This is a genomic window from Pseudoduganella danionis, assembly GCF_009720775.1.
Taxonomy (GTDB): Bacteria; Pseudomonadota; Gammaproteobacteria; order Burkholderiales; family Burkholderiaceae_D; genus Rugamonas; species Rugamonas danionis.
Window position 1 is genome coordinate 291,597 of record NZ_WNKW01000006.1, and the last position, 19,193, is coordinate 310,789.

A 19,193-nucleotide genomic window follows, 5' to 3' on the forward strand; every position below is an offset into this window, starting at 1 on the left:
GGTGAAAACATTGGGCGTTGCAAGCCAGCCTGGCCGGTATCACATCGAGTAGAAATGAGTTGACATGACGTTTACGCCGCTGGAAATCACCCTGTTATTGCTTGGAAGCGCAGTCCTCGGCGTGGTCGCCTTCCGTATGTTACAGCTACCGCCCATGCTCGGCTATCTGGCCGTGGGCATACTGATCGGTCCGCACGCGCTGGGGCTGGCGGAAGAAAGCGAAGTCACCCATGCGCTGGCCGAATTCGGCGTGGTGTTCCTGATGTTCTCCATCGGGCTGGAGTTTTCCCTGCCCAAACTGATGGCCATGCGCAGCATCGTGTTCGGCCTCGGCATGGCGCAGGTAGGCCTGACCATCATCGCCACCATGGTGTTCGGCTGGACCATCAGCACCCAGCTACCGCCCGAGATCCACCTGGGCTGGCAGACCGCGTTTGCACTCGGTGGCGCGCTGGCCATGTCGTCCACCGCCATCGTGTCGAAAATGCTGACCGAGCGGCTGGAACTGGAAAGCGAACATGGGCGCCGCATCATCGGCATCCTGCTATTCCAGGATCTGGCCGTGGTGCCGCTGCTGATCCTGATTCCTTCGCTGGGCCAGCGCCCCGACGCGCTGGCGGAAACGCTGGCCTGGGCCAGCCTGAAAGCCGTGATCGTGCTGGCCCTGCTGCTGTTTGTCGGCCAGAAGATCGTGCGCACCTGGTTCACCATCGTGGTCAAGCGCCGCTCGCAGGAACTGTTCATGCTGAACCTGCTGCTGATTACGCTCGGTGCGGCATGGATCACCGAGAAAGCGGGCCTGTCGCTGGCTCTGGGCGCTTTCGTGGCCGGCATGCTGATCTCGGAGACGGAATACAAGCATCAGGTGGAAGAGGACATCAAACCGTTCCGCGACGTGCTGCTGGGGCTGTTCTTCATCACCATCGGCATGCTGCTCAACGTCCAGATGGTGCTGCAGCACTGGTGGCTGGTACTGGTGCTGCTGTGCGGCCCCGTGCTGCTCAAGTTCGCCCTGATCGCCGGTCTGGCCAAGCTGTTCGGCTCTTCCGACGGCGTGTCCATGCGCATCGGTCTGGGGCTGGCACAGGCCGGCGAATTCGGCTTCGTGTTGCTGAATCTGGCCGGCGGCAGCAAGCTGATCGACCCGTTCATCATACAGGTGGTGCTGGCGTCGATGGTGCTGTCCATGTTGCTGGCGCCCTTCATCATCGCCAAGTCCGACCAGATCGTACTGAAGTTCTCCAACAATGAATGGATGATGCAATCGCTGGCCCTGACCAAGATCGCCAGCCGCACCATGTCGACCAACAAGCACGTGATCGTGTGCGGATTCGGCCGTAGCGGCCAGAGCCTGGCTACCCTGCTGGCGGAAGAAAACATTGACTACCATGCACTCGACCTCGACCCCGAGCGCGTGCAAGAAGCCCAGACGGCCGGCCGCCACGTATCCTACGGCGATGCGGCGCGGCGTGAAAGTCTGGTGGCGGCCGGTATCTACCGTGCCAGCGCCGTGGTGATCACCTATGCCAGCACACCGTCCGCGCTGAAGGTGCTGCATCTGGTGCATGAGCTGGCCCCTACCCTGCCCGTCATCGTGCGCTCGCACGACGATACGGATCTGGACCGGCTGAAGCAGGCCGGTGCGGCCGAAGTGGTGCCGGAATTGATGGAAGGCAGCCTGATGCTGGCCTCGCACGCACTGGTCATGCTGGGCGTGCCGCTACGGCGCGTGGTGCACCGCGTACAGATGGCGCGTGATGCGCGCTATGCTTCGCTGCGCGGTTATTTCCACGGCGCCAGCGATAGCGGCGATGAAGCGGATCTGGAGCGACTGCATTCCGTCACCTTGCCGAGCAGCGCCAGCAGCGTAGGGCAGGCACTGGGCAACATCGCCGTCGAACACAGCGGCGCTGCCGTCAGCAGCGTACGGCGCGGAAAAACCCAACTGGAAGTTGCGCCCGAACTCGCACTCGAAGCGGGTGATGTGGTGATACTGCGCGGCACGGCCAGTGCCGTGCACAAGGCAGAACAGAAGCTGCTGCGCTAGCCGACGTTGCGCAGGCCGGCAGCGGCATCCGCGTCGGCATCGCGGCTGATGACGCGGTTGCGGCCGTTTTCCTTGGCCACATACAGGCGCGCATCGGCCTGCGCCACCCAGGTACGCGCCACCACGGCCGGATCGCCTTCTGCTTCGCCCGGCGCCAGACAAGCCACGCCTATCGACACCGTGACCGACAACTGTAGTTCCTGCGACAGCACGATCATGCTGCCGGCCACGCTGGCGCGGATACGTTCGGCCACGAAAGCAGCGCTATCGAGATCGGCATCGATCAGCAGCACCACGAATTCTTCGCCGCCGAAGCGGGCCAGCGCATCGGAGCTACGCAGCTCGTTCTTGATGCGGCGCGACACCTCGCGCAGCACATCGTCGCCGCCGCCATGGCCCACCGTATCGTTGACGCGCTTGAAGTGGTCGATATCGATGTACATGAAGGAAATCGGATACTGCTGGCGCCGCGCGCGGGCAATTTCTTCCAGCAGGCGACGATCGATGTAACGGCGGTTGTACACGCCGGTCAGCGAATCCGTCAGACCAATATACTTGAGCATCTCGTTACTGATCACGTTTTCCAGGCAGATGGCGATGATGGACGCCATGTGCTCGATGAAGTCCGTGCCCAGACTAGGAGTGAAACGGGTAGGATCGCAACTGCCCAGATTGAGCGAGCCGATAATCCGCTTGTTGCGCAACAGTGGTACCAGCGCAACACTTTGCAAACCGGCCGGCGGGCGCGGGAAAGCCGTAGCATGGCGGCGCGCATCATACATGCCTAGCTGCGGACGCGGCGCGGCGGCCTGCGCGTTGCGTGGTGCCAGTTCCAGCCCCATGGCTTCGACCTCCTCGACGAAGATGAGGCCGGGGAAATCCTCGAACACCACGTCGAGCTTGAGCATCACTTCACGAATATCGGCATCTTCATCAAGCAGCGTTAAAGTTACGCAATCGAGTTCCGATATAACCGGTAAGACGCGGAAGATAATGCCTATGAGTTCAGGAAAATTAGCAGCGCCGACGATTTCCAGATCAAACGCCTGATGGCGCGTCATGATGGAATGGTTGCGCTCCGCCTGCTCGAGCAGATAAGTCATACGCGCGCGCAGCGCCTGGTTCTCGGCCGCCAGCTCCTCCGCTGCCGCGGCAGGGGTACTGTTAGGCCGTAACTTGCTGGATGCCGTTTGCGTCATAAATGCCCTTACTCACCTGATTTCTTGCCAAATGCCACATTACGCCAAGTTTTGCCACTTGTAAATTCGGCGGCGCCTTCACACTTCGGGGTCAGGTCTGTCATTCGGACATGCGTGACGCTCGATTGATCTGCCGCAGCAGCCCTTCACAGCGATCAGGCTAAAACGCCAGCGTGACTTCTATCTGCTGTCCCACACGGAGTACCTGTCCTGCACCGGCCAGCACCAGACAATTCATGCCGAAACATAGCGCGCCTTCGAGTTCCGGCTTGGCGCGGAAACTCTGCATGATATCGAGCGGATCCGGCCCCACCACGCCACTATCCTGATCGACCGAAGGCATGGGGCAGCGCGGACAGGGTTTGACGGGCTTGAGCACGGCCTCGCCTAGGGCAAAGGTTTCCGTATAGTCTTCGTCAAAGGCTTCGATGCCGTCCACCACCACGTTGGGGCGGAAGCGGTTCATCGGCAAGGCTGCACGCCCGGCTTGCCGCAGGCGCTGATTGAGTTCGTCGAGCGAGGCCTGGCTGATCAGCAGCACAGGATAGCCATCGGAGAATAAGGTGGTGGCCGCGATGCCGCCGCTCCAGGTCTGGCTGACAGCACGCTCGGCCTGCGGATGGAACCGGGCCAGCCGGCACGGTACGCCCAGCACGGCACTGAACCAGTCGGATGCCTGCTGGCCGCCATCACTCGCCAGCACTTGATCTTCCCACACGTGCACCGTCAGCGTAGCGCCACCCGTGCTGCGAGCCAGCGGCAACTGCAAGGCCGGCATGTCCGGCGCGCTGAGCACCAGCTGATCGTCCGCCAGTTGCGGCCGGATCAGCGCCATGCGCGGGTATTCACGCTGGGTCAGACAAACGCCGGAAGGGTCGACGACCGCCCATTCACGGTCGCCTATGCCCGCGTGCTGCAGGCCTTGTACGGTCAGCGTTGCCTGCTGCAAGGACAGGCCACCACAGGACTTCACCGGATACAGGATCAAGGACGACAGGGTGGCCATGATGCTCCTTACTCCGCGCTGGCAGCAGCTTTAGGTGGACGCGGTTTGCGTGGCGCCGGTTTGCGTGCCGGCTTGGGTGATGCGGCTTTCGCTTCGGCGCCCTCGCCTGCCGGTGCGGCGGCGGCTGGCGAGACTTTTGCTGCGGCAGGCGCCGCTGCTGCCGACGCCGGAGCAGCAGGTGCTGCCGCCTGGGCTACCGGCGCTGCGGAAGCAGCCGGCTTGGCTGCCGGCTTGGCTTTGTGGCGCGGACTTTTCTTGGCGGCGCCATCACGCTGCTGCGGCGCTGGTTTCGATACAGCCCCTGCGCCTTCCGCCTTCGCCGCTGCTGGCACTTCCGGTTTCGCAACAACAGGTGCTTCCGGCTTGGCCGCTAGCGCGGCTTCCGCCTTCGCTGCAGCCGGCGCCTCGGGTTTCGATACGGCGGGCGCATCGCTGCGCGACTCCGCCACCGCCTCAGGCTTAGCCTCCCCCTGCTGCTCGGTCTTCTGCTTGTTGGCAGCTTTCACCTTGCGCGCTGGCGGCTTGGTACCATTTTTCTTCTTCGCCGGTGCAGCGGCCTGCGTTGCAGCCGTCGCGCCCGCAGTCTCGGCTGCAGACTCCTGCAGCGATTCCGCCACAGGCGCAGCGGCTGGCACCATTGCGACCTCGGCGACCTGTACCGCTTCCGGCTGACTCACTGGAGTCATAGCAGCGCCATCGTCTGCACCGGCCGATTCTGCGCCCGGCGATACCTGTCCCGCGCGGGCCTGGCGTTCAGCCTGGCGAATGGCAAAGCGCTCGGCCGCCGTGCGGCCACGGTTGCGGCTGCGGCGCGATTCCGGCTTGGCGCCCTCGCCTTCAGCCGGCTGCACGCCATCATTGGCAATGGCCTCGCCAACTACCGCCGCAGGCATAGGCACGCCGCTACCACGGTAGACGTAGGCACCGGATTTTTCGTCACGGCCGAATTCGAGCAGGCCACGCGCCTTGCATTCCTCGATCAGATTGCCGAAGGTGCGGAAGCCATAATAGGACTCGCTAAAGTCCGGCTTACGGCGCTTGATGGCTTCCTTCAGTACGGATGCCCAGATCTTGCCGCTATCACCGCGTTCCAGCACCAGCGCTTCAAACGTATCGATGGCGATTTCCACCGCCTGATTGCGGCGCTTGTCCATTTCTTCGCGGCGCGCGCGTTCCTCTTCCGGCGTACGTTTGACGGCCTGACGGTTTTCGCTGGCGTCGCGCTTGGCGCGGCGGCTTTCGCGTACCAGATCATCGTAGAAAATGAATTCGTCGCAGTTAGCCACCAGCAGATCCGACGTCGATTGCTTGACGCCCACGCCGATCACCTTCTTGGCGTTTTCGCGCAGCTTGGACACCAGCGGTGAGAAGTCCGAATCGCCCGAGATGATGACGAAGGTATCCACGTGCGACTTGGTGTAGCACAGGTCCAGCGCATCGACCACCATGCGGATGTCGGCCGAGTTCTTGCCCGACAGACGCACATGCGGAATTTCGATCAGCTCGAAATTGGCCTCGTGCATGGGCGCTTTAAAACCCTTGTAGCGGTCCCAGTCGCAATAGGCTTTCTTGACCACGATGCTGCCCTTGAGCAGCAGGCGTTCCAGCACGGGCTTGATATCGAATTTATCGTAGTTGGCGTCACGCACACCGAGCGCGACGTTTTCGAAGTCGCAAAACAGCGCCATGCTGACGTTTTCGTTGGAAGAAGCCATGAAGTTTTTTTTCTAGTGATGGGTGTAGCAGATGACGAGGACAGTCCCTGCGGACTGGCGCTTGATCGGAGCAGGGCTCCGCCTATGCGGCGATTATACCCAACAAACCTGGCCCAGCGCTTAACGGCACAGCTTGCGCTGGGCCTCGCTGGCGCCGGACTGGCGCGGCACGATGTGCTTGCAGGTATCAAACTCCTGCTGCCACTGGCGATCCGTGAGCAAGGCCGCGCTCTGCTGGTTGAGGAAGGCCAGCAACTGAGGCTGGTTGGGCGCCATAAAGAAAGCCCGCTCGAACACCGTCCGGGGACGGGCCGACAGATACAGCCAGCTATCGAGATCGGGATACAACTGACGCATGCTAGGCATGGAACTGGCCTGCAGAAACGCCACCGCTACGCGGCGCTGCTGCAGCTTGAGCAGATTACGCGCTTCGCTATCGGCGTCATCCTTGCTCACCAGTCCCGCCTGCAGCAACGCGTCGAAATCCTTGTAGGAAAAGCCTTCCACCGTGCCGATGCGCTGACCATGCAGCGAGGCATCGCCCTGATATTCGAACGGCGCACTGCGCAGCGAGGCCACCATATTCGCATCGACCATGTAGTAGCGGCTCCAGCTCTGGCGCGCGCCCTCGGCGCCGAACCAGCGCGGATTGGCCCAGGCCACCACTCCCTGCCACTGAGGCTGGCTAAGCATCATCTGCAGACGGCGCCGAGGCAACTGGGTGGCAATGAACTGGTAACGTCCGGCCGAACGCTGGCTCAACCAATCGGCCATTTTTTCACTGAGGTTGCCGGGCATGCCGACCGCGAAGGTCGGCCCCGGATAGTAGACATACAGGGGGATGGTCTGGACAGCCAGCGCCAGCCGCCATGGCAAACACAGCGCCATACAAGCCAGCCAGCCCCGGATGCGTACCTTTGTCATGCTGGCAATACTACCACGCTCGATGACGCGCGGCGCATGGACGTGCGCCGCCGCAACACCATTCCTTCCTAGGCAGTGGCATCCAGTGCGCGGCCAGCACGGCGTGCCAGTTTCAGCCGCTGTTTAATCACGGTGTGGACCGGTATTTTGCTACCCAACTGGAACACCTGCACGGAATCCGACAGGAAGGTGGCACGCTCCTCCAGCGACATCACGGCGGCAGCAATTTCCTCCACCATGGCCGCATTCTCCTGCGTGCTGGCATCCACCTCGCGTACCGAAGCGGCCATTTGATTGATCTGCTGTGCCTGCTTATTCGAGTCCAGCGTGATCTGGTCCATGATGGCATTCACACGCTGGACCGACTGCACGATCTCGCTCATGGTGCTGCCGGCCGCATTCACGAAGCGCGCGCCCTCATCAACGTCGCCTATCGATGTGCGGATCAGATCGCCGATTTCCTTGGCAGCACTGCTACTGCGCTGAGCCAGACTGCGTACTTCCGACGCCACCACGGCGAAGCCCCGGCCCTGTTCGCCTGCACGGGCCGCTTCCACTGCCGCATTCAGTGCCAGAATATTGGTCTGGAATGCGATACCTTCGATTACCTGGGTAATCTCGCCTATCTTGCGCGAGGACTGGGTGATTTTTTCCATCATGGCCACCGCATTCGACACTGTCTGCTCACCGCTGCTAGCCACATTAAAGGCAGACAGCGCCAGCTCGTCCGCCATTTTGGCATTGCTCAGGTTGTGCGCAACGGCCTGATCCAGTGCATCCATATTCGACGACGCCTGCTGCACCGTGCCGGCAATGCGCGCGCCGCGCTGGGCCAGATCATTATTGCCGGCGGCAATTTCCGATGCGGCCAAGCTGATGGACTCGGCCGAAACCCGTACCCCTGCCACGATCTGGTGCAGCTTGCCTACGCTACCGCGCACCATATTGATGGCGGCCGTGACTTCATCCTTGCCGCTGGCCGCCGTGCTATCGCTGAGGTCGCCATCACCCATGCGCTCGACCCGGCGCGTGATGGCATTCAGGCCACTCAGGCTGGCCAGATAGAAGCTCACCAGTGCATAGGTCGCCACCGACAGGGCCAGCACCACGCCAACCAGCATGGTGTTACGCATCATGCGCAGGCGCATAACGCGGCCTTCCAGCGCGGTTTCCAGTCCGTCCAGAATCTGCTTGGTCAGCGCGGCATTTGCCGTAATTACCTTGCTGCCGTCAGCGTAGATGCGGGAAGGCACTGCGCTGACGGATTTCACCACGGTTGCACTAATCTGCTCCAGATAGGCATCGGCAGCAGCCAGCGGTGCCTGATCGATTTTGGCCAGTACCGCCGGATTGGCTTTACCAGCGCGCAGCAGCTCATCGCGCGTATCGTCGATCTCGTTGCGCAGCAGCGCCAGATAGCCGGCAATGCGCACCAGCGTGGCCTGAGCCTGATCGGGCCGGGCCGCAACATAAGTCACCAGCCCGCGCAATGGCGCCAACTGTTCGGTAATCAGCGGCATCTTGTCCGTGCCCGACAGCATGAGGTAATACGAATCTTCGTCGGGGTCCAGCGCCAGTTGCGAACCATCGGAAATGCTGCGCCGCACCGCTGTCAGTGCACGGTTGAGCGGCGCGTACTTGGCCGTAATCTGGGCCGTATCGCTATACGAACTGGCCAGCGCCTGTTGCCACAGGCCTTGCGCTTCTTTCAGTAGTGGCAGCAGCCGGAACGGATCTTCCTGCTCCAGATCTTTCTGCATGCTGGCAAACTGGGTACGCACCTGCTCGGCGGCGGCCTGCATCTCGGCCGGGTTTTCCGTTTCGAGCAACTTCAGCAGCGATTGCCCGCGGTGCTGCAGGCTGCTATTCATCAGCGCATTGACCTGGCGGTGGTAGCGTATCCCCGTCTGCTCCTTGAGAGCGAAATCGATATCCTGATTGGCATTGCTTACGTAAAGGAACAGCAGCATTAGCAGCGGTATCAGCAGAGCAACAACGATCAGCGCGAACTTGGTAGGCATGCGCAACTGACGCATCAGGCGCTTACCGGGAGCAAAAAAAGTAGCCAGCATTGCGAGAGAGATTCCGGGAACAGGTGGCGGTGCAGGGTCTGGCACCAGAGGTCATTGCACCAGCTTATGGCCAGGCAAACGGAAATCCGCGATGGGGCGGAGGGCAACCACCAGTTCGGGGCGGGGAAGGTCAGACCTGCGGGCGCAGGACTCTGGAGATGTCGCTCACTGAATGATACCTAAGTGCTTTTTGGAAATATATACAATCGATTGCCACAGTAAAAAAAATGTCGTTTTTTTCAAAATATAAATTTTTGTGTCGTCTTTTTATCTCTGTCGCCGGATGATTATTAAGTTTTAGGCAATAAAAAACCCCGGCATGCCGGGGTTGGGTCTGGCGCAAAAACCAGAATCGGACTTAGACGTTGAACAGGAAGTTCAATACGTCGCCGTCTTTCACCACGTATTCCTTGCCTTCGGCGCGCATCTTGCCCGCTTCCTTGGCAGCCGATTCGCCCTTGTACTGGATAAAGTCATCGTAGGCAATGGTCTGGGCGCGGATGAAACCGCGTTCGAAGTCAGTGTGGATCACGCCTGCAGCTTGCGGCGCGGTATCGCCGATATGGATGGTCCAGGCACGCACTTCTTTCACACCAGCGGTGAAATAGGTCTGCAGGCCCAGCAGCTTGTAGGCCGCGCGGATCAGACGGTCCAGACCCGGTTCTTCCATGCCCAGATCAGCCAGGAAAGCCGACTTGTCAGCGTCATCCAGATCCGCGATTTCAGCTTCGATGGAAGCGCAGATAGCCACGATAGGAGCATTCTGGGTCGCAGCGTAGGCGCTCAGCTGATCCAGCAGCGGATTATTGGTGAAGCCGCTTTCCGATACATTGGCCACATACATGGCGGGCTTGGCAGTGATCAGGCACAGTGGCTTGATCAACAGCATCTCATCAGCGTCCAGACCCAGGGCACGCACAGGCTTGGCGTCGTTCAGATGCGGCATCAGACGTTCCAGCAGGGCGACCAGCTTGGCGGCATCCTTGTCGCCGGAGCGGGCTTTCTTGTTTTCGCGGTGCAGGGCTTTTTCCACCGTACCGAGGTCGGCCAGTGCCAGTTCGGTCTGGATCACTTCGATATCATCCAGCGGGCTGACTTTGCCAGCCACGTGGATCACGTTGTCATCTTCAAAGCAGCGCACCACGTTGACGATGGCGTCCGTTTCGCGGATGTGCGACAGGAACTGGTTACCCAGACCTTCACCTTGCGACGCACCGGCCACCAGACCGGCGATGTCGACGAATTCCACGATGGCATTCACCATGCGCTCGGGCTTGACGATCTCGGCCAGTGCCGCCATACGCGGGTCCGGCACTTCCACCACGCCCACATTAGGTTCGATGGTGCAGAACGGGTAGTTCTCGGCCGGAATGCCAGCCTTGGTCAGCGCATTGAAAAGGGTGGACTTGCCGACGTTAGGCAGGCCGACGATGCCGCATTTGAGACTCATGAATAATCCTTAAAGTTCAACGAGTTAGGCGGATGCTTGCGGCGCTGGGCCGGCACCTACTGGGTTGCGATAAACCACCACCATCACTACGAAATGAGGACAAAAGCAGCCTATCAGCCATGCATACGCTGAAGTTCGGGTGCGTTTTGCCAAAAAAAGAGCTCTATTGTACCTCTCCGTACTGCCCTTCTCCAAAATCCTGCTGCCTGCGCTCGGCCGTCAAAGCGGCCCAGTTGCACAGTCCAGGCAGAAAATGTCACAAACAGGCCTTTCAATTGTGAATTGTTGTGTTAGAGAAATGTCAAGTGTTGTTTTTTAAAAATTTATTTCTATTAATTGAGTAATCTTAAAACAATAAAAATTAAGCTTATGTTACGCTTTTCAGGCGTCCTCAGCGATGCCGGCAGGTGACCGATCCCCCACCGCTATGGGGCCAGTAGAGCCCAGTAAAACATATACCGCTTACATGGAGAGATGTGAAATGAAGAAAACCCTGGTTAAGAGTGTCGCCGCCGCTGCTGTTGCCGCTGCACTGGCCGTTCCTGCTTCCGCTGCCAATATCGTTCTGATCGATAGCACCAATAGCTTCTCGACCGCCCCGCACGGCGCTGAAGCACTGTTTGCTTTCCAGAAAGCAGCGAACTACTGGAACAAAACGCTGGCGAACGATGCCACCATCCGTATCGACATTAAATTTGCTTCGCTGGGCGCTGGCATTCTGGGCAGCACTGGCAGCAATTCCAATGTCGTATCGGTTGCCGATGTCTATACCGGTCTGAAAACCACGGGTAATAGTGCACTGGACCAGATCGCGGTGTCCCACCTGCCTACGCTGGCAAACGGTACCGATCTGGCCATGCGCGTGAATGCTTACACCAATGCCGCCAGCAAAATCGGTGTAGACCCGACCTTAGCCAGCCGCATTTCCAATGGCAGCAATGGCATTAATCAGTATCTGGACGTTAACACCTCGGTACTGAAAGCTATGGGTATGGGCGCTACCTACGAAAATTCCTACGCTGCCCGCAAAACTGACGCCAGCATTACCTTCAGCTCCAACTTTGCCTTCGACTTCAACCCTACCGATGGCATCGCCAGCGGCAAATACGACTTCACCGCCGTTGCTGTACACGAACTGGGCCACGCTCTGGGCTTCGTCAGTGGCGTAGACACCTTCGACCTGGTTGGCGGCAAAGGTCCTTACGCTGCGCAATTCAGCAGTGGCGCATTCGGCACCAAAAATATCGATGACTGGGCGATCGGCAGCACGCTGGATCTGTTCCGCTATGGTTCGGGCGTTGATGGCGGTGCACGCTACCTGCAATGGGGCGCCAACAAGACTGCCTTCTTCTCGATCGACGGTGGCGCGAGCGTCTTCAACCTGCCAGACGTTGCACAGGAAGCTGCGTTCTTCTCGACCGGCCGCTACAACGGCGACGGCCAGCAAGCTTCGCACTGGGCTGACAACAAGGCCGTGCTGGATCTGGGCGGTAACTGCTACCTGAGCACCCGTCAGATCGGTGTAATGGACCCAACCATTGCCGCCTGCGCTGGTGGTTCTGTCACCCAGAACGATCTGGCAGCATTTGACGCCATGGGCTGGAACCTGAGCCAGAACATTCTGAACAATCCAACCTACAACAAGACCACGGCTGATATCTACGCCATGGACGGTCTGGCACAAGCTGTACCCGAGCCAGAAACCTATGCCATGCTGCTGGCAGGTCTGGGCATCACCGGCTTCGCTGCACGTCGCCGCAAAGCCAAACAGGCATAATCCAGCGCTACCCGCGTAGCTCTGTGCAGGGGCGGACCACCGGCAACGGGGTCCGCCCCTGTTGCATCCGCCGCTGAGCTGCTAGACTTTCCCGGCTAGCCACTTTGCCGAGGAAACTGTATGTCGATCGTCCGCCGTCCCCGTTCCGCCCTCACTGCCACCGTACTCGCCACCGCGCTGCTAAGCGGCTGGACCACACTACCAGCCAGTGCCGCACCACGCGCCAAGCACAGTGATAGTGCCAAAGCCGGTAACGCCCAGCAGCAACTGGCCCGCATCGCCGCCGAGTTCCACCGCGCGCGCTGCCGCTACGACCCGCTGCTGTTCGCTACTGCTAATGGTGACAGCCGCTACGATGACCAACTGGGTATGGCCATTTCACCCAAAGTACGTGGCCAGCAGTTCAATCTGTACCGCGCCATGCAGAAGCAGTTGATGGCACTCAAGCGCAACCAGCTCAATCCGCAGGACCAGCTAACCTTCGAGCTGCTCACCTACGAACTGAATAACGCCATGCAGCTCGAGTCCTTCCCCGAGCACCTGCTGCCGCTGAACCACTTCGATAACGTCCCGAGCACACTAGCCAACTATGCCGACGGCAATGGCTCGCAGCCGCTCAACACCGTGGCACAGCAGCGCGCCTATCTGAGCCGCCTGAACCAGTTACCGGCATGGATAGATCAGGCGATCGCGAATATGCGTGCCGGCATGCGTAGCGGCATCGTGCAGCCGGCCGCCATCACGCAGGCACTGCTGCCGCAGATGCGTGCGCTACGTGCCACCAGCACGGAAGCGAGCATCTACTACAGCCCCGCCAAGCACTTCCCGGCCAGCTTCAGCGCTGCCGATCAGAAGCAACTGAGCGCAGCCTACCGCAGCGCCGTGGAAAAAGGCATTGCACCGGCCCTCAACCGCCTCGTGCAATTCCTCGAAACGGACTATCTGCCGGCCAGCCGGGCCAGCACGGGCTGGAGCGCCCTGCCCAATGGCGCAGCCTGGTATGCGGCCCGCATCAAGGACAGCACCAACCTGCCCCTGCAGGCCGAAAACATCCACGCACTGGGCCTGAAAGAAGTCGCACGCATCCAGCAGCAGATGGCCGAAGTCGCGCCCAAGCTCGGTTACACGGGGCCCGCCAATCTGCTGCCGCAATGGGTGGCCAAACAGGACCAGTACCGCATCTTCAGCAGCGATGAACAGGTACTCGACACCTACCGCAGCATCTACGCGCAGGTACAGGCCAAACTGCCGGCCTATTTCAGCCTGATTCCGAAAGCCCAACTGGAACTGCATCTGGAACCGGAACTCACGCGCGCCACCGCCTCTGACCACTACACCCCGCCTGCCGGCGACGGTTCGCACCCGGGCGTATTCTGGCCCGTGGTGAACGACGCCAAGCAGTACAGCCGGGTCGACATGGTCAGCCTGTTCCTGCACGAAGGCGTGCCGGGCCACCACCTGCATGCGGCCCTGCTGAAGGAACTCGATCTGCCCGACTTCCGCAAGTTCAGCACGGAGAACCAGAACAGCGCAGCCTACACGGAAGGCTGGGCCCTGTATTCGGAAACGCTGGGGCGCGAAATGGGCCTGTACGAAGATCCGGTAGCCTACTTCGGCCACCTGAATGCGGAAATGCTGCGCGCTGCACGGCTGGTAGTCGATACCGGCATGCACGCCAAAGGCTGGAGCCGCGAGCAGGCCATCGCCTATCTGGTCGACACGCTGGGCTGGCCGGAAGCACGCGCCAAAAACCAGATCGAACGCTATATGGTCTGGCCAGCGCAGGCGCTTAGCTACAAGATCGGTGCGCTGAAGATACAGGAACTGCGCAAGCGTGCGCAGGACGCGCTGGGCGAGAAGTTCAGCTTCCCGCAATTCCACGCGGTGGTGATCGGCGATGGCACCCTGCCACTGCCGATACTGGAAGCGCGCGTCAACCGCTGGATTGCAGCGACGCGCTGATGCACTCGCCGCAGATAATTAGCCGCTGCTGTGGCGGCTAATTATCAGGTCACTGCATCACGTTCATGACCGCCAGCACCATGGCCTGTGCAGCGGTCTTGATCGATGGTTCCGGCACTGGTGCGTAGTAGGGCGAGTGATTGAAGGCCAGCGGCTTGCCGCCCGGCTTTTCCGCTTCCGCCACGGCCGCCGGATCATACACGCCGGTGAAGAAGAACATGCCGGGTACGCCCTGATTGACGAACTCGGAGAAGTCTTCGCTAGCCGTCATGGCCGGACGGCGCACCACATTGGCCGCACCAAAAGCCTGCTCGAACACGGGCGCCGTACGCGCCACCAGTGCCGCGCTGTTATCGATGGCCGCACCACCGGCGATCAGCTCGACATCGGGCGCAGGTGCATCGGCCATGGCGGCCGATGCGTTGGCAATGCGGCGCACACCGGCCAGCAGTTTGGCCCGCACTTCGGGGCTGTAGGAACGGATGGTACCGCGCACACGTACGGAATCGGGAATGATATTCCCCACCGTGCCGCCGTTGATGGCGCCGATAGTCACCACACCGAATTCCTTGGGATCTTTTTCGCGGCTCACCACGGTCTGCACATCGACCACGAAACGGGCCGCAATGGTGACAGGATCGAGCGCCTTGTCCGGTGCCGAGCCATGGCCACCACGGCCTTTGAAAGTGATTTCGATGGCGTCCGAGTTGGACGACACGGGGCCGCTGTTATAGCCGATAGTGCCGTAGGCATGGGGCCAGCTATGCAGGGCAAACGCGTAATCGGGTTTGCCGAAGCGGCGGAACAGGCCATCATCGAGCATGGCTTTGGCACCGCTGACGATCTCTTCGGCCGGCTGGCCGATAAACATCAGCGTGCCCTTCCACTGCGATTTCATCGCTACCAGCGTGCGCGCGGCGCCCAGCCATGCCGTCATGTGCACATCGTGGCCGCAGCTGTGCGCCACCATGGTGTCTTTCCCATCAAGCAGCGCATGGGCTTTACTGGAAAACGGGAAGCCGGATTTTTCTTCCATCGGCAGGCCGTCCATTTCGGTACGCACCAGCACCAGCGGGCCGGGGCCATTGCGGTACATGGCCACCACGCCCGTCTTGCCGACTTTTTCTGTCACTTCGAAACCGAGGCTGCGCATTTCCGCCGCCAGCTTGGCAGCCGTGCGCTGCTCCTGAAAAGCGATCTCCGGATGCGCATGCAAATCCTTGTAGATCGCATCAAGCTTGGGATACATGGCATTGACCTGCGTGGCCACGGCAGTGGCATCGAGTGCAGGGGCGCTGTGCGCGCCAACGGTCAACAGCAGAGCAGCGAGCGGCAGATATTTCATCGGTGGTTTCCTTGCTGGCGTGATCAAAATGCCAGCATACCACCGTCAACTCAGGCCGTATGCAACTTCATGGTGGCCGCTTCGAATTTGCCTTCGACGATCTGGTTCATCACCAGCAGCGATTTATCGATGGCCTGTTCGATCAGGTCCTGCTCTTCGCGGCGCGGACGGTGCAGCACAAAATCCGCTACGGGCTGCTGCAGGCCCAGCGTGCGCGGATGGCCTATGCCGAGTCGCAGCCGCCAGTAATCCTGCGTACCGAGTGCCGCCGTGATGTCTTTCAGGCCGTTGTGGCCACCGGCCGAACCACCTTTTTTGAGTCGCGCGATACCGGGCATCAGATCGAGTTCGTCGTGCACCACCAGCACCTGATCAGGCGTGATCTTGAAGAAGCGGCACAGCGCACCGACCGACTGGCCGGAGCGGTTCATATAGGTTTGCGGTTCCAGCAGATACACTTCCTGACCGGCCACGCTGGTGCGCGCCATCAGCGCGTTGTAGCGCGTTTCGCGCTGCAGACGGGTGCCGGGCAGGCTGTTGGCCAGATTATCGACCAGCCAGAAGCCGGCATTGTGGCGGGTTTGTTCGTATTCGGCGCCGGGGTTGCCGAGACCAACGATGAGACGGATAGGCATAAAATTTTGCGCGGCAAAAATAAGGTCGGGCATAAAAAAACCCCCGCTGGCAGGCGCACCAGAGTGCGATCAGACCAGCGGGGGCTGCACTAGCTACCGCCCGCGGGCGGCATCAGTGATTACTTCTTCTCTTCAGCAGCAGCGGCTTCAGCCGATACGTGACCAGCAGGTACCGAAGCGGTAGCGATGGTCAGGTTGGCGCCGTGGGTAACAGCGGTAACGCCAGCTGGCAGAACCAGATCGCCTACGTGCAGCGAGTGGCCAACGTCGATGTTTGCCAGGTCAACGGTGATGAACTCTGGCAGGTCTTTTGGCAGGCACGATACGTCGATTTCGTTAGCAACGTGGCTGATGGTTGCGCCGTGCAGCTTAACAGCTGGCGAAACTTCAGCGTTCACGAAGTGCAGAGCCACTTTGGTGTGCATTTTTTTGTTCTGGTCTACGCGCTGGAAGTCAGCGTGCAGAACCAGTTGTTTGAATGCGTGGACTTGGAAGTCGCGCAGCAGAACTTGCTGGGAAACGCCGTCGATTTCCAGATCCAGGATCGACGAGTGGAACGCTTCTTTTTTCAGAGCGTGGTACAGGGCGTTGTGGTCCAGCGAGATGGTGATTGCTGGCTCGGTACCGCCGTAAACGATACCTGGGGTCTGGCCCGAATTGCGCAGGCGGCGGCTCGCTCCGGAACCTTGCAATTCGCGTTTGAATGCTACTACTTTCATGTGATACTCCAAAAAATAACCGGGCTCGCGCCCAGTGTTAGGAAGCCCCCGCGACCAGGGTGCTTCAGAATATGGGTCTTGCGACCCATGCAACCGGAACAACAACGGCGCAACGGCAAAAGCCGGTGCGCCGCGTAAAACTTTTAACAACACCGCAGCACAGGCTGCGGCATCAGGTATCGTCGAACTTAGTCGATGAACAGGGAGATCACGGAATCACCCTTGACGATACGTTTGAAGGTCTCTGCCAGCAATGGTGCGCAGGTCAGTTGACGGATCTTGTCGCAAGCCTTGGCAGCTTCGGACAGCGGAATCGTGTCGGTCACAACCAGCTCGTCCAGCGAGGAGGTGGTGATACGTTCGATCGCAGGACCGGACAGCACAGGGTGGGTGCAATACGCGATGACTTTCTTGGCGCCGCGCTCTTTCAGCACTTCGGCCGCTTTGACCAGCGTACCGGCGGTATCGACCATGTCATCCATGATCACGCAGTTACGGCCTTCCACTTCACCGATGATGTTCATCACTTCGGAAACGTTGGCTTTAGGACGGCGCTTGTCGATGATGGCCAGATCGCAACCCAGACGCTTGGCCAGTGCACGTGCGCGCACCACGCCGCCGACGTCCGGCGATACCACCAGCAGATCCTGGTAGTTTTTCTTCTGCAGGTCGCCCAGCAGAACTGGCGATGCATAGATGTTATCTACCGGAATATCGAAGAAGCCCTGAATCTGGTCAGCGTGCAGATCCATGATCAGGACGCGCTCGACGCCGGCTTCTTCCAGCATGTTGGCCACGACTTTAGCCGAGATCGCAACACGTGCCGAACGCGGGCGACGGTCTTGACGGGCATAGCCGAAGTAAGGAATTGCAGCAGTGATACGACCAGCGGATGCACGTTTCAGCGCATCGACCATCAGGATCAGTTCCATCAGGCTGTCGTTAGTAGGGGCGCAGGTCGATTGCAGAACGAAGACGTCTTTACCGCGGACGTTTTCGTTAATCTCTACCATCACTTCGCCGTCCGAGAATTTCGAAACGTTTGCCTTGCCGAGAGGGATGCCGAGATTTTTGACGACCCCTTCTGCCAATGCAGGATTAGCGTTGCCGGTAAAAACCATCAGGTTTTCGAAAGCCATTGGGAGTCCCAGAGAAAAGTCGAAGAATTTTTTGAAAAGCCGCTGACAGTGCTATCAACGCTATGTGTACTAAGTAGAATGTCCCGCTCATGGCGAGACATTTTTGCCCTATCCGGCCGGAGACTGCTTCAGCCTCGACGGTTCCAGATACAAACGAATGGCAGGGGAACAAGGATTCGAACCTTGGTATGCCGGAATCAAAATCCGGTGCCTTAACCAGCTTGGCGATTCCCCTACGCAACTTGTTGCTTGTCGCTACAGGCCGATATTATACAGCCATTTTAACGCTAAGCCAAATCTTTTTTACGCTTCACAGCATCGCATGCAGAGGGTGACGATGGAGCGCCTTGGCTTTCCATGCTTGCCACTTCGCCGGCACCTGTTTTAGCACCGACTCTGCTTCAGCTTCGGAGGCCAGCGCACAGAACACACATGCACCAGAGCCAGTCATCCTGGCATCACCGTACGCTGCTAGCCACGCTACCGCTTCTGCTACCGGCGGATATAACTGCGTTGCTACCTGCTGTAAGTCGTTCTTTCCAAATTCCTTTAAACCGTTTCGATTTTCGAGGTGGCTGGAAAAGTCCGATATTATGACCGGCGGAGTATCCCTTGTCAAATGTTCTGAAGAAAAAATTGCTGCCGTAGGGACTTCGACGCCCGGTTCGATCACCACATACCAGCAATCGGCCGCCTGCACCGGCTGCAGCGCCTCGCCCACGCCTTCGGCAAACGCGGTCTGGCCAAAGATGAAGAACGGGATATCGGCGCCCAGCGGCAAGCCCATGGCCATCAGTTCCTCGCGGCTCAGGCCAGCCTGCCACAGATGGTTGAGCACCATCAGCGTGGTAGCCGCATCGGACGAGCCGCCACCGAGTCCGCCGCCCATGGGCAGCACCTTACTAATCGCGATATCCACTCCGCGCGGCAAGCGGCCCGTGCGGCGCTGCACTTCCGCCTGCAGCAATCGCGCCGCGCGGATAATCAGGTCGCGCTCCTGCGGCACACCGGCCAGTTCCGTCACACGCACGATCTGCTCATCATCGCGCAGCGTGAAATCCAGGCTATCGCCATGGTCCACCATCTGGAACACGGTCTGCAGCAGATGGTAGCCATCGGGACGGCGGCCATTTACGTGCAGGAAGAGATTGAGTTTCGCAGGGGCGGGGCAATGTTTCAAACTTGTCATGTCGGTATTTTATT

At 59.8% G+C, this 19,193-nt stretch carries 13 protein-coding genes, 1 tRNA gene and 2 pseudogenes; 4 read left to right on the forward strand and 12 right to left on the reverse strand.

Annotated features, from left to right (window positions below; genetic code table 11):
• Positions 1-64 precede the first annotated feature (64 nt).
• Positions 65-2,047: a monovalent cation:proton antiporter family protein gene (locus GM655_RS19510; RefSeq protein WP_155436331.1), complete on the forward strand. Its 1,983-nt coding sequence runs from the start codon at positions 65-67 to the stop codon at positions 2,045-2,047.
• On the opposite strand, the gene GM655_RS19515 is transcribed toward GM655_RS19510, so the two are convergent.
• The 6 genes from GM655_RS19515 to ychF all read right to left on the reverse strand — a co-directional run bounded on the left by GM655_RS19515 (position 2,044) and on the right by ychF (position 10,413).
• A complete protein-coding gene (locus GM655_RS19515; RefSeq protein ID WP_155436332.1) occupies positions 2,044-3,246 on the reverse strand; it encodes a GGDEF domain-containing protein in 1,203 nt (400 codons plus the stop codon). The two genes, GM655_RS19510 and GM655_RS19515, sit on opposite strands and share 4 nt — an antisense overlap.
• Positions 3,247-3,406: 160 nt before the next feature.
• Complete coding sequence (locus GM655_RS19520) at positions 3,407-4,252, reverse strand: MOSC domain-containing protein (RefSeq protein WP_155436333.1); 846 nt, start codon at positions 4,250-4,252, stop codon at positions 3,407-3,409.
• Positions 4,253-4,260: 8 nt separating this feature from the next.
• Entirely contained in the window at positions 4,261-5,967 is a 1,707-nt protein-coding gene (locus GM655_RS19525) for an NYN domain-containing protein (RefSeq protein ID WP_155436334.1), read from the reverse strand.
• 120 nt (positions 5,968-6,087) lie between these two features.
• Complete coding sequence (locus tag GM655_RS19530) at positions 6,088-6,891, reverse strand: type 2 periplasmic-binding domain-containing protein (RefSeq protein ID WP_155436335.1); 804 nt, start codon at positions 6,889-6,891, stop codon at positions 6,088-6,090.
• A gap of 68 nt (positions 6,892-6,959) precedes the next feature.
• Complete coding sequence (locus GM655_RS19535) at positions 6,960-8,963, reverse strand: methyl-accepting chemotaxis protein (protein WP_155436336.1); 2,004 nt, start codon at positions 8,961-8,963, stop codon at positions 6,960-6,962.
• Between the two features lie 358 nt (positions 8,964-9,321).
• Positions 9,322-10,413 carry a redox-regulated ATPase YchF gene (gene ychF / locus GM655_RS19540; RefSeq protein ID WP_155436337.1) on the reverse strand — a complete coding sequence of 364 codons (1,092 nt, stop codon included), beginning with the start codon at positions 10,411-10,413 and terminating at the stop codon, positions 9,322-9,324.
• A gap of 481 nt (positions 10,414-10,894) precedes the next feature.
• Between ychF and GM655_RS22790 the strand changes: the two are divergent.
• The 3 genes and pseudogenes from GM655_RS22790 to GM655_RS19550 all read left to right on the forward strand — a co-directional run.
• Positions 10,895-12,007 (forward strand): annotated as a pseudogene (locus tag GM655_RS22790) (NF038122 family metalloprotease); the annotation flags it as partial.
• A gap of 90 nt (positions 12,008-12,097) precedes the next feature.
• Positions 12,098-12,190, forward strand: a pseudogene (locus tag GM655_RS23345) (PEPxxWA-CTERM sorting domain-containing protein); the annotation flags it as partial.
• A gap of 120 nt (positions 12,191-12,310) precedes the next feature.
• Complete coding sequence (locus GM655_RS19550; protein WP_155436338.1) at positions 12,311-14,152, forward strand: DUF885 domain-containing protein; 1,842 nt, start codon at positions 12,311-12,313, stop codon at positions 14,150-14,152.
• 49 nt (positions 14,153-14,201) lie between these two features.
• Here the strand turns inward: GM655_RS19550 and GM655_RS19555 are convergent, their stop codons facing one another.
• The 6 genes from GM655_RS19555 to ispE form a co-directional block, all read right to left on the reverse strand.
• Positions 14,202-15,497, reverse strand: coding sequence for an amidohydrolase (locus GM655_RS19555; RefSeq protein WP_155436339.1), 1,296 nt, complete (start codon positions 15,495-15,497; stop codon positions 14,202-14,204).
• A gap of 50 nt (positions 15,498-15,547) precedes the next feature.
• Complete coding sequence (gene pth / locus GM655_RS19560; protein WP_155436340.1) at positions 15,548-16,132, reverse strand: aminoacyl-tRNA hydrolase; 585 nt, start codon at positions 16,130-16,132, stop codon at positions 15,548-15,550.
• 119 nt (positions 16,133-16,251) lie between these two features.
• Positions 16,252-16,851, reverse strand: coding sequence for a 50S ribosomal protein L25/general stress protein Ctc (locus tag GM655_RS19565; RefSeq protein ID WP_155436341.1), 600 nt, complete (start codon positions 16,849-16,851; stop codon positions 16,252-16,254).
• 188 nt (positions 16,852-17,039) lie between these two features.
• Positions 17,040-17,990, reverse strand: a complete 951-nt coding sequence (locus GM655_RS19570; RefSeq protein ID WP_155436342.1) for a ribose-phosphate pyrophosphokinase — start codon at positions 17,988-17,990, stop codon at positions 17,040-17,042.
• Between the two features lie 158 nt (positions 17,991-18,148).
• Positions 18,149-18,225, reverse strand: a tRNA-Gln gene (locus tag GM655_RS19575).
• A 75-nt stretch (positions 18,226-18,300) separates the two neighbouring features.
• Positions 18,301-19,179, reverse strand: coding sequence for a 4-(cytidine 5'-diphospho)-2-C-methyl-D-erythritol kinase (ispE, locus tag GM655_RS19580; RefSeq protein WP_155436343.1), 879 nt, complete (start codon positions 19,177-19,179; stop codon positions 18,301-18,303).
• Positions 19,180-19,193 lie beyond the last annotated feature (14 nt).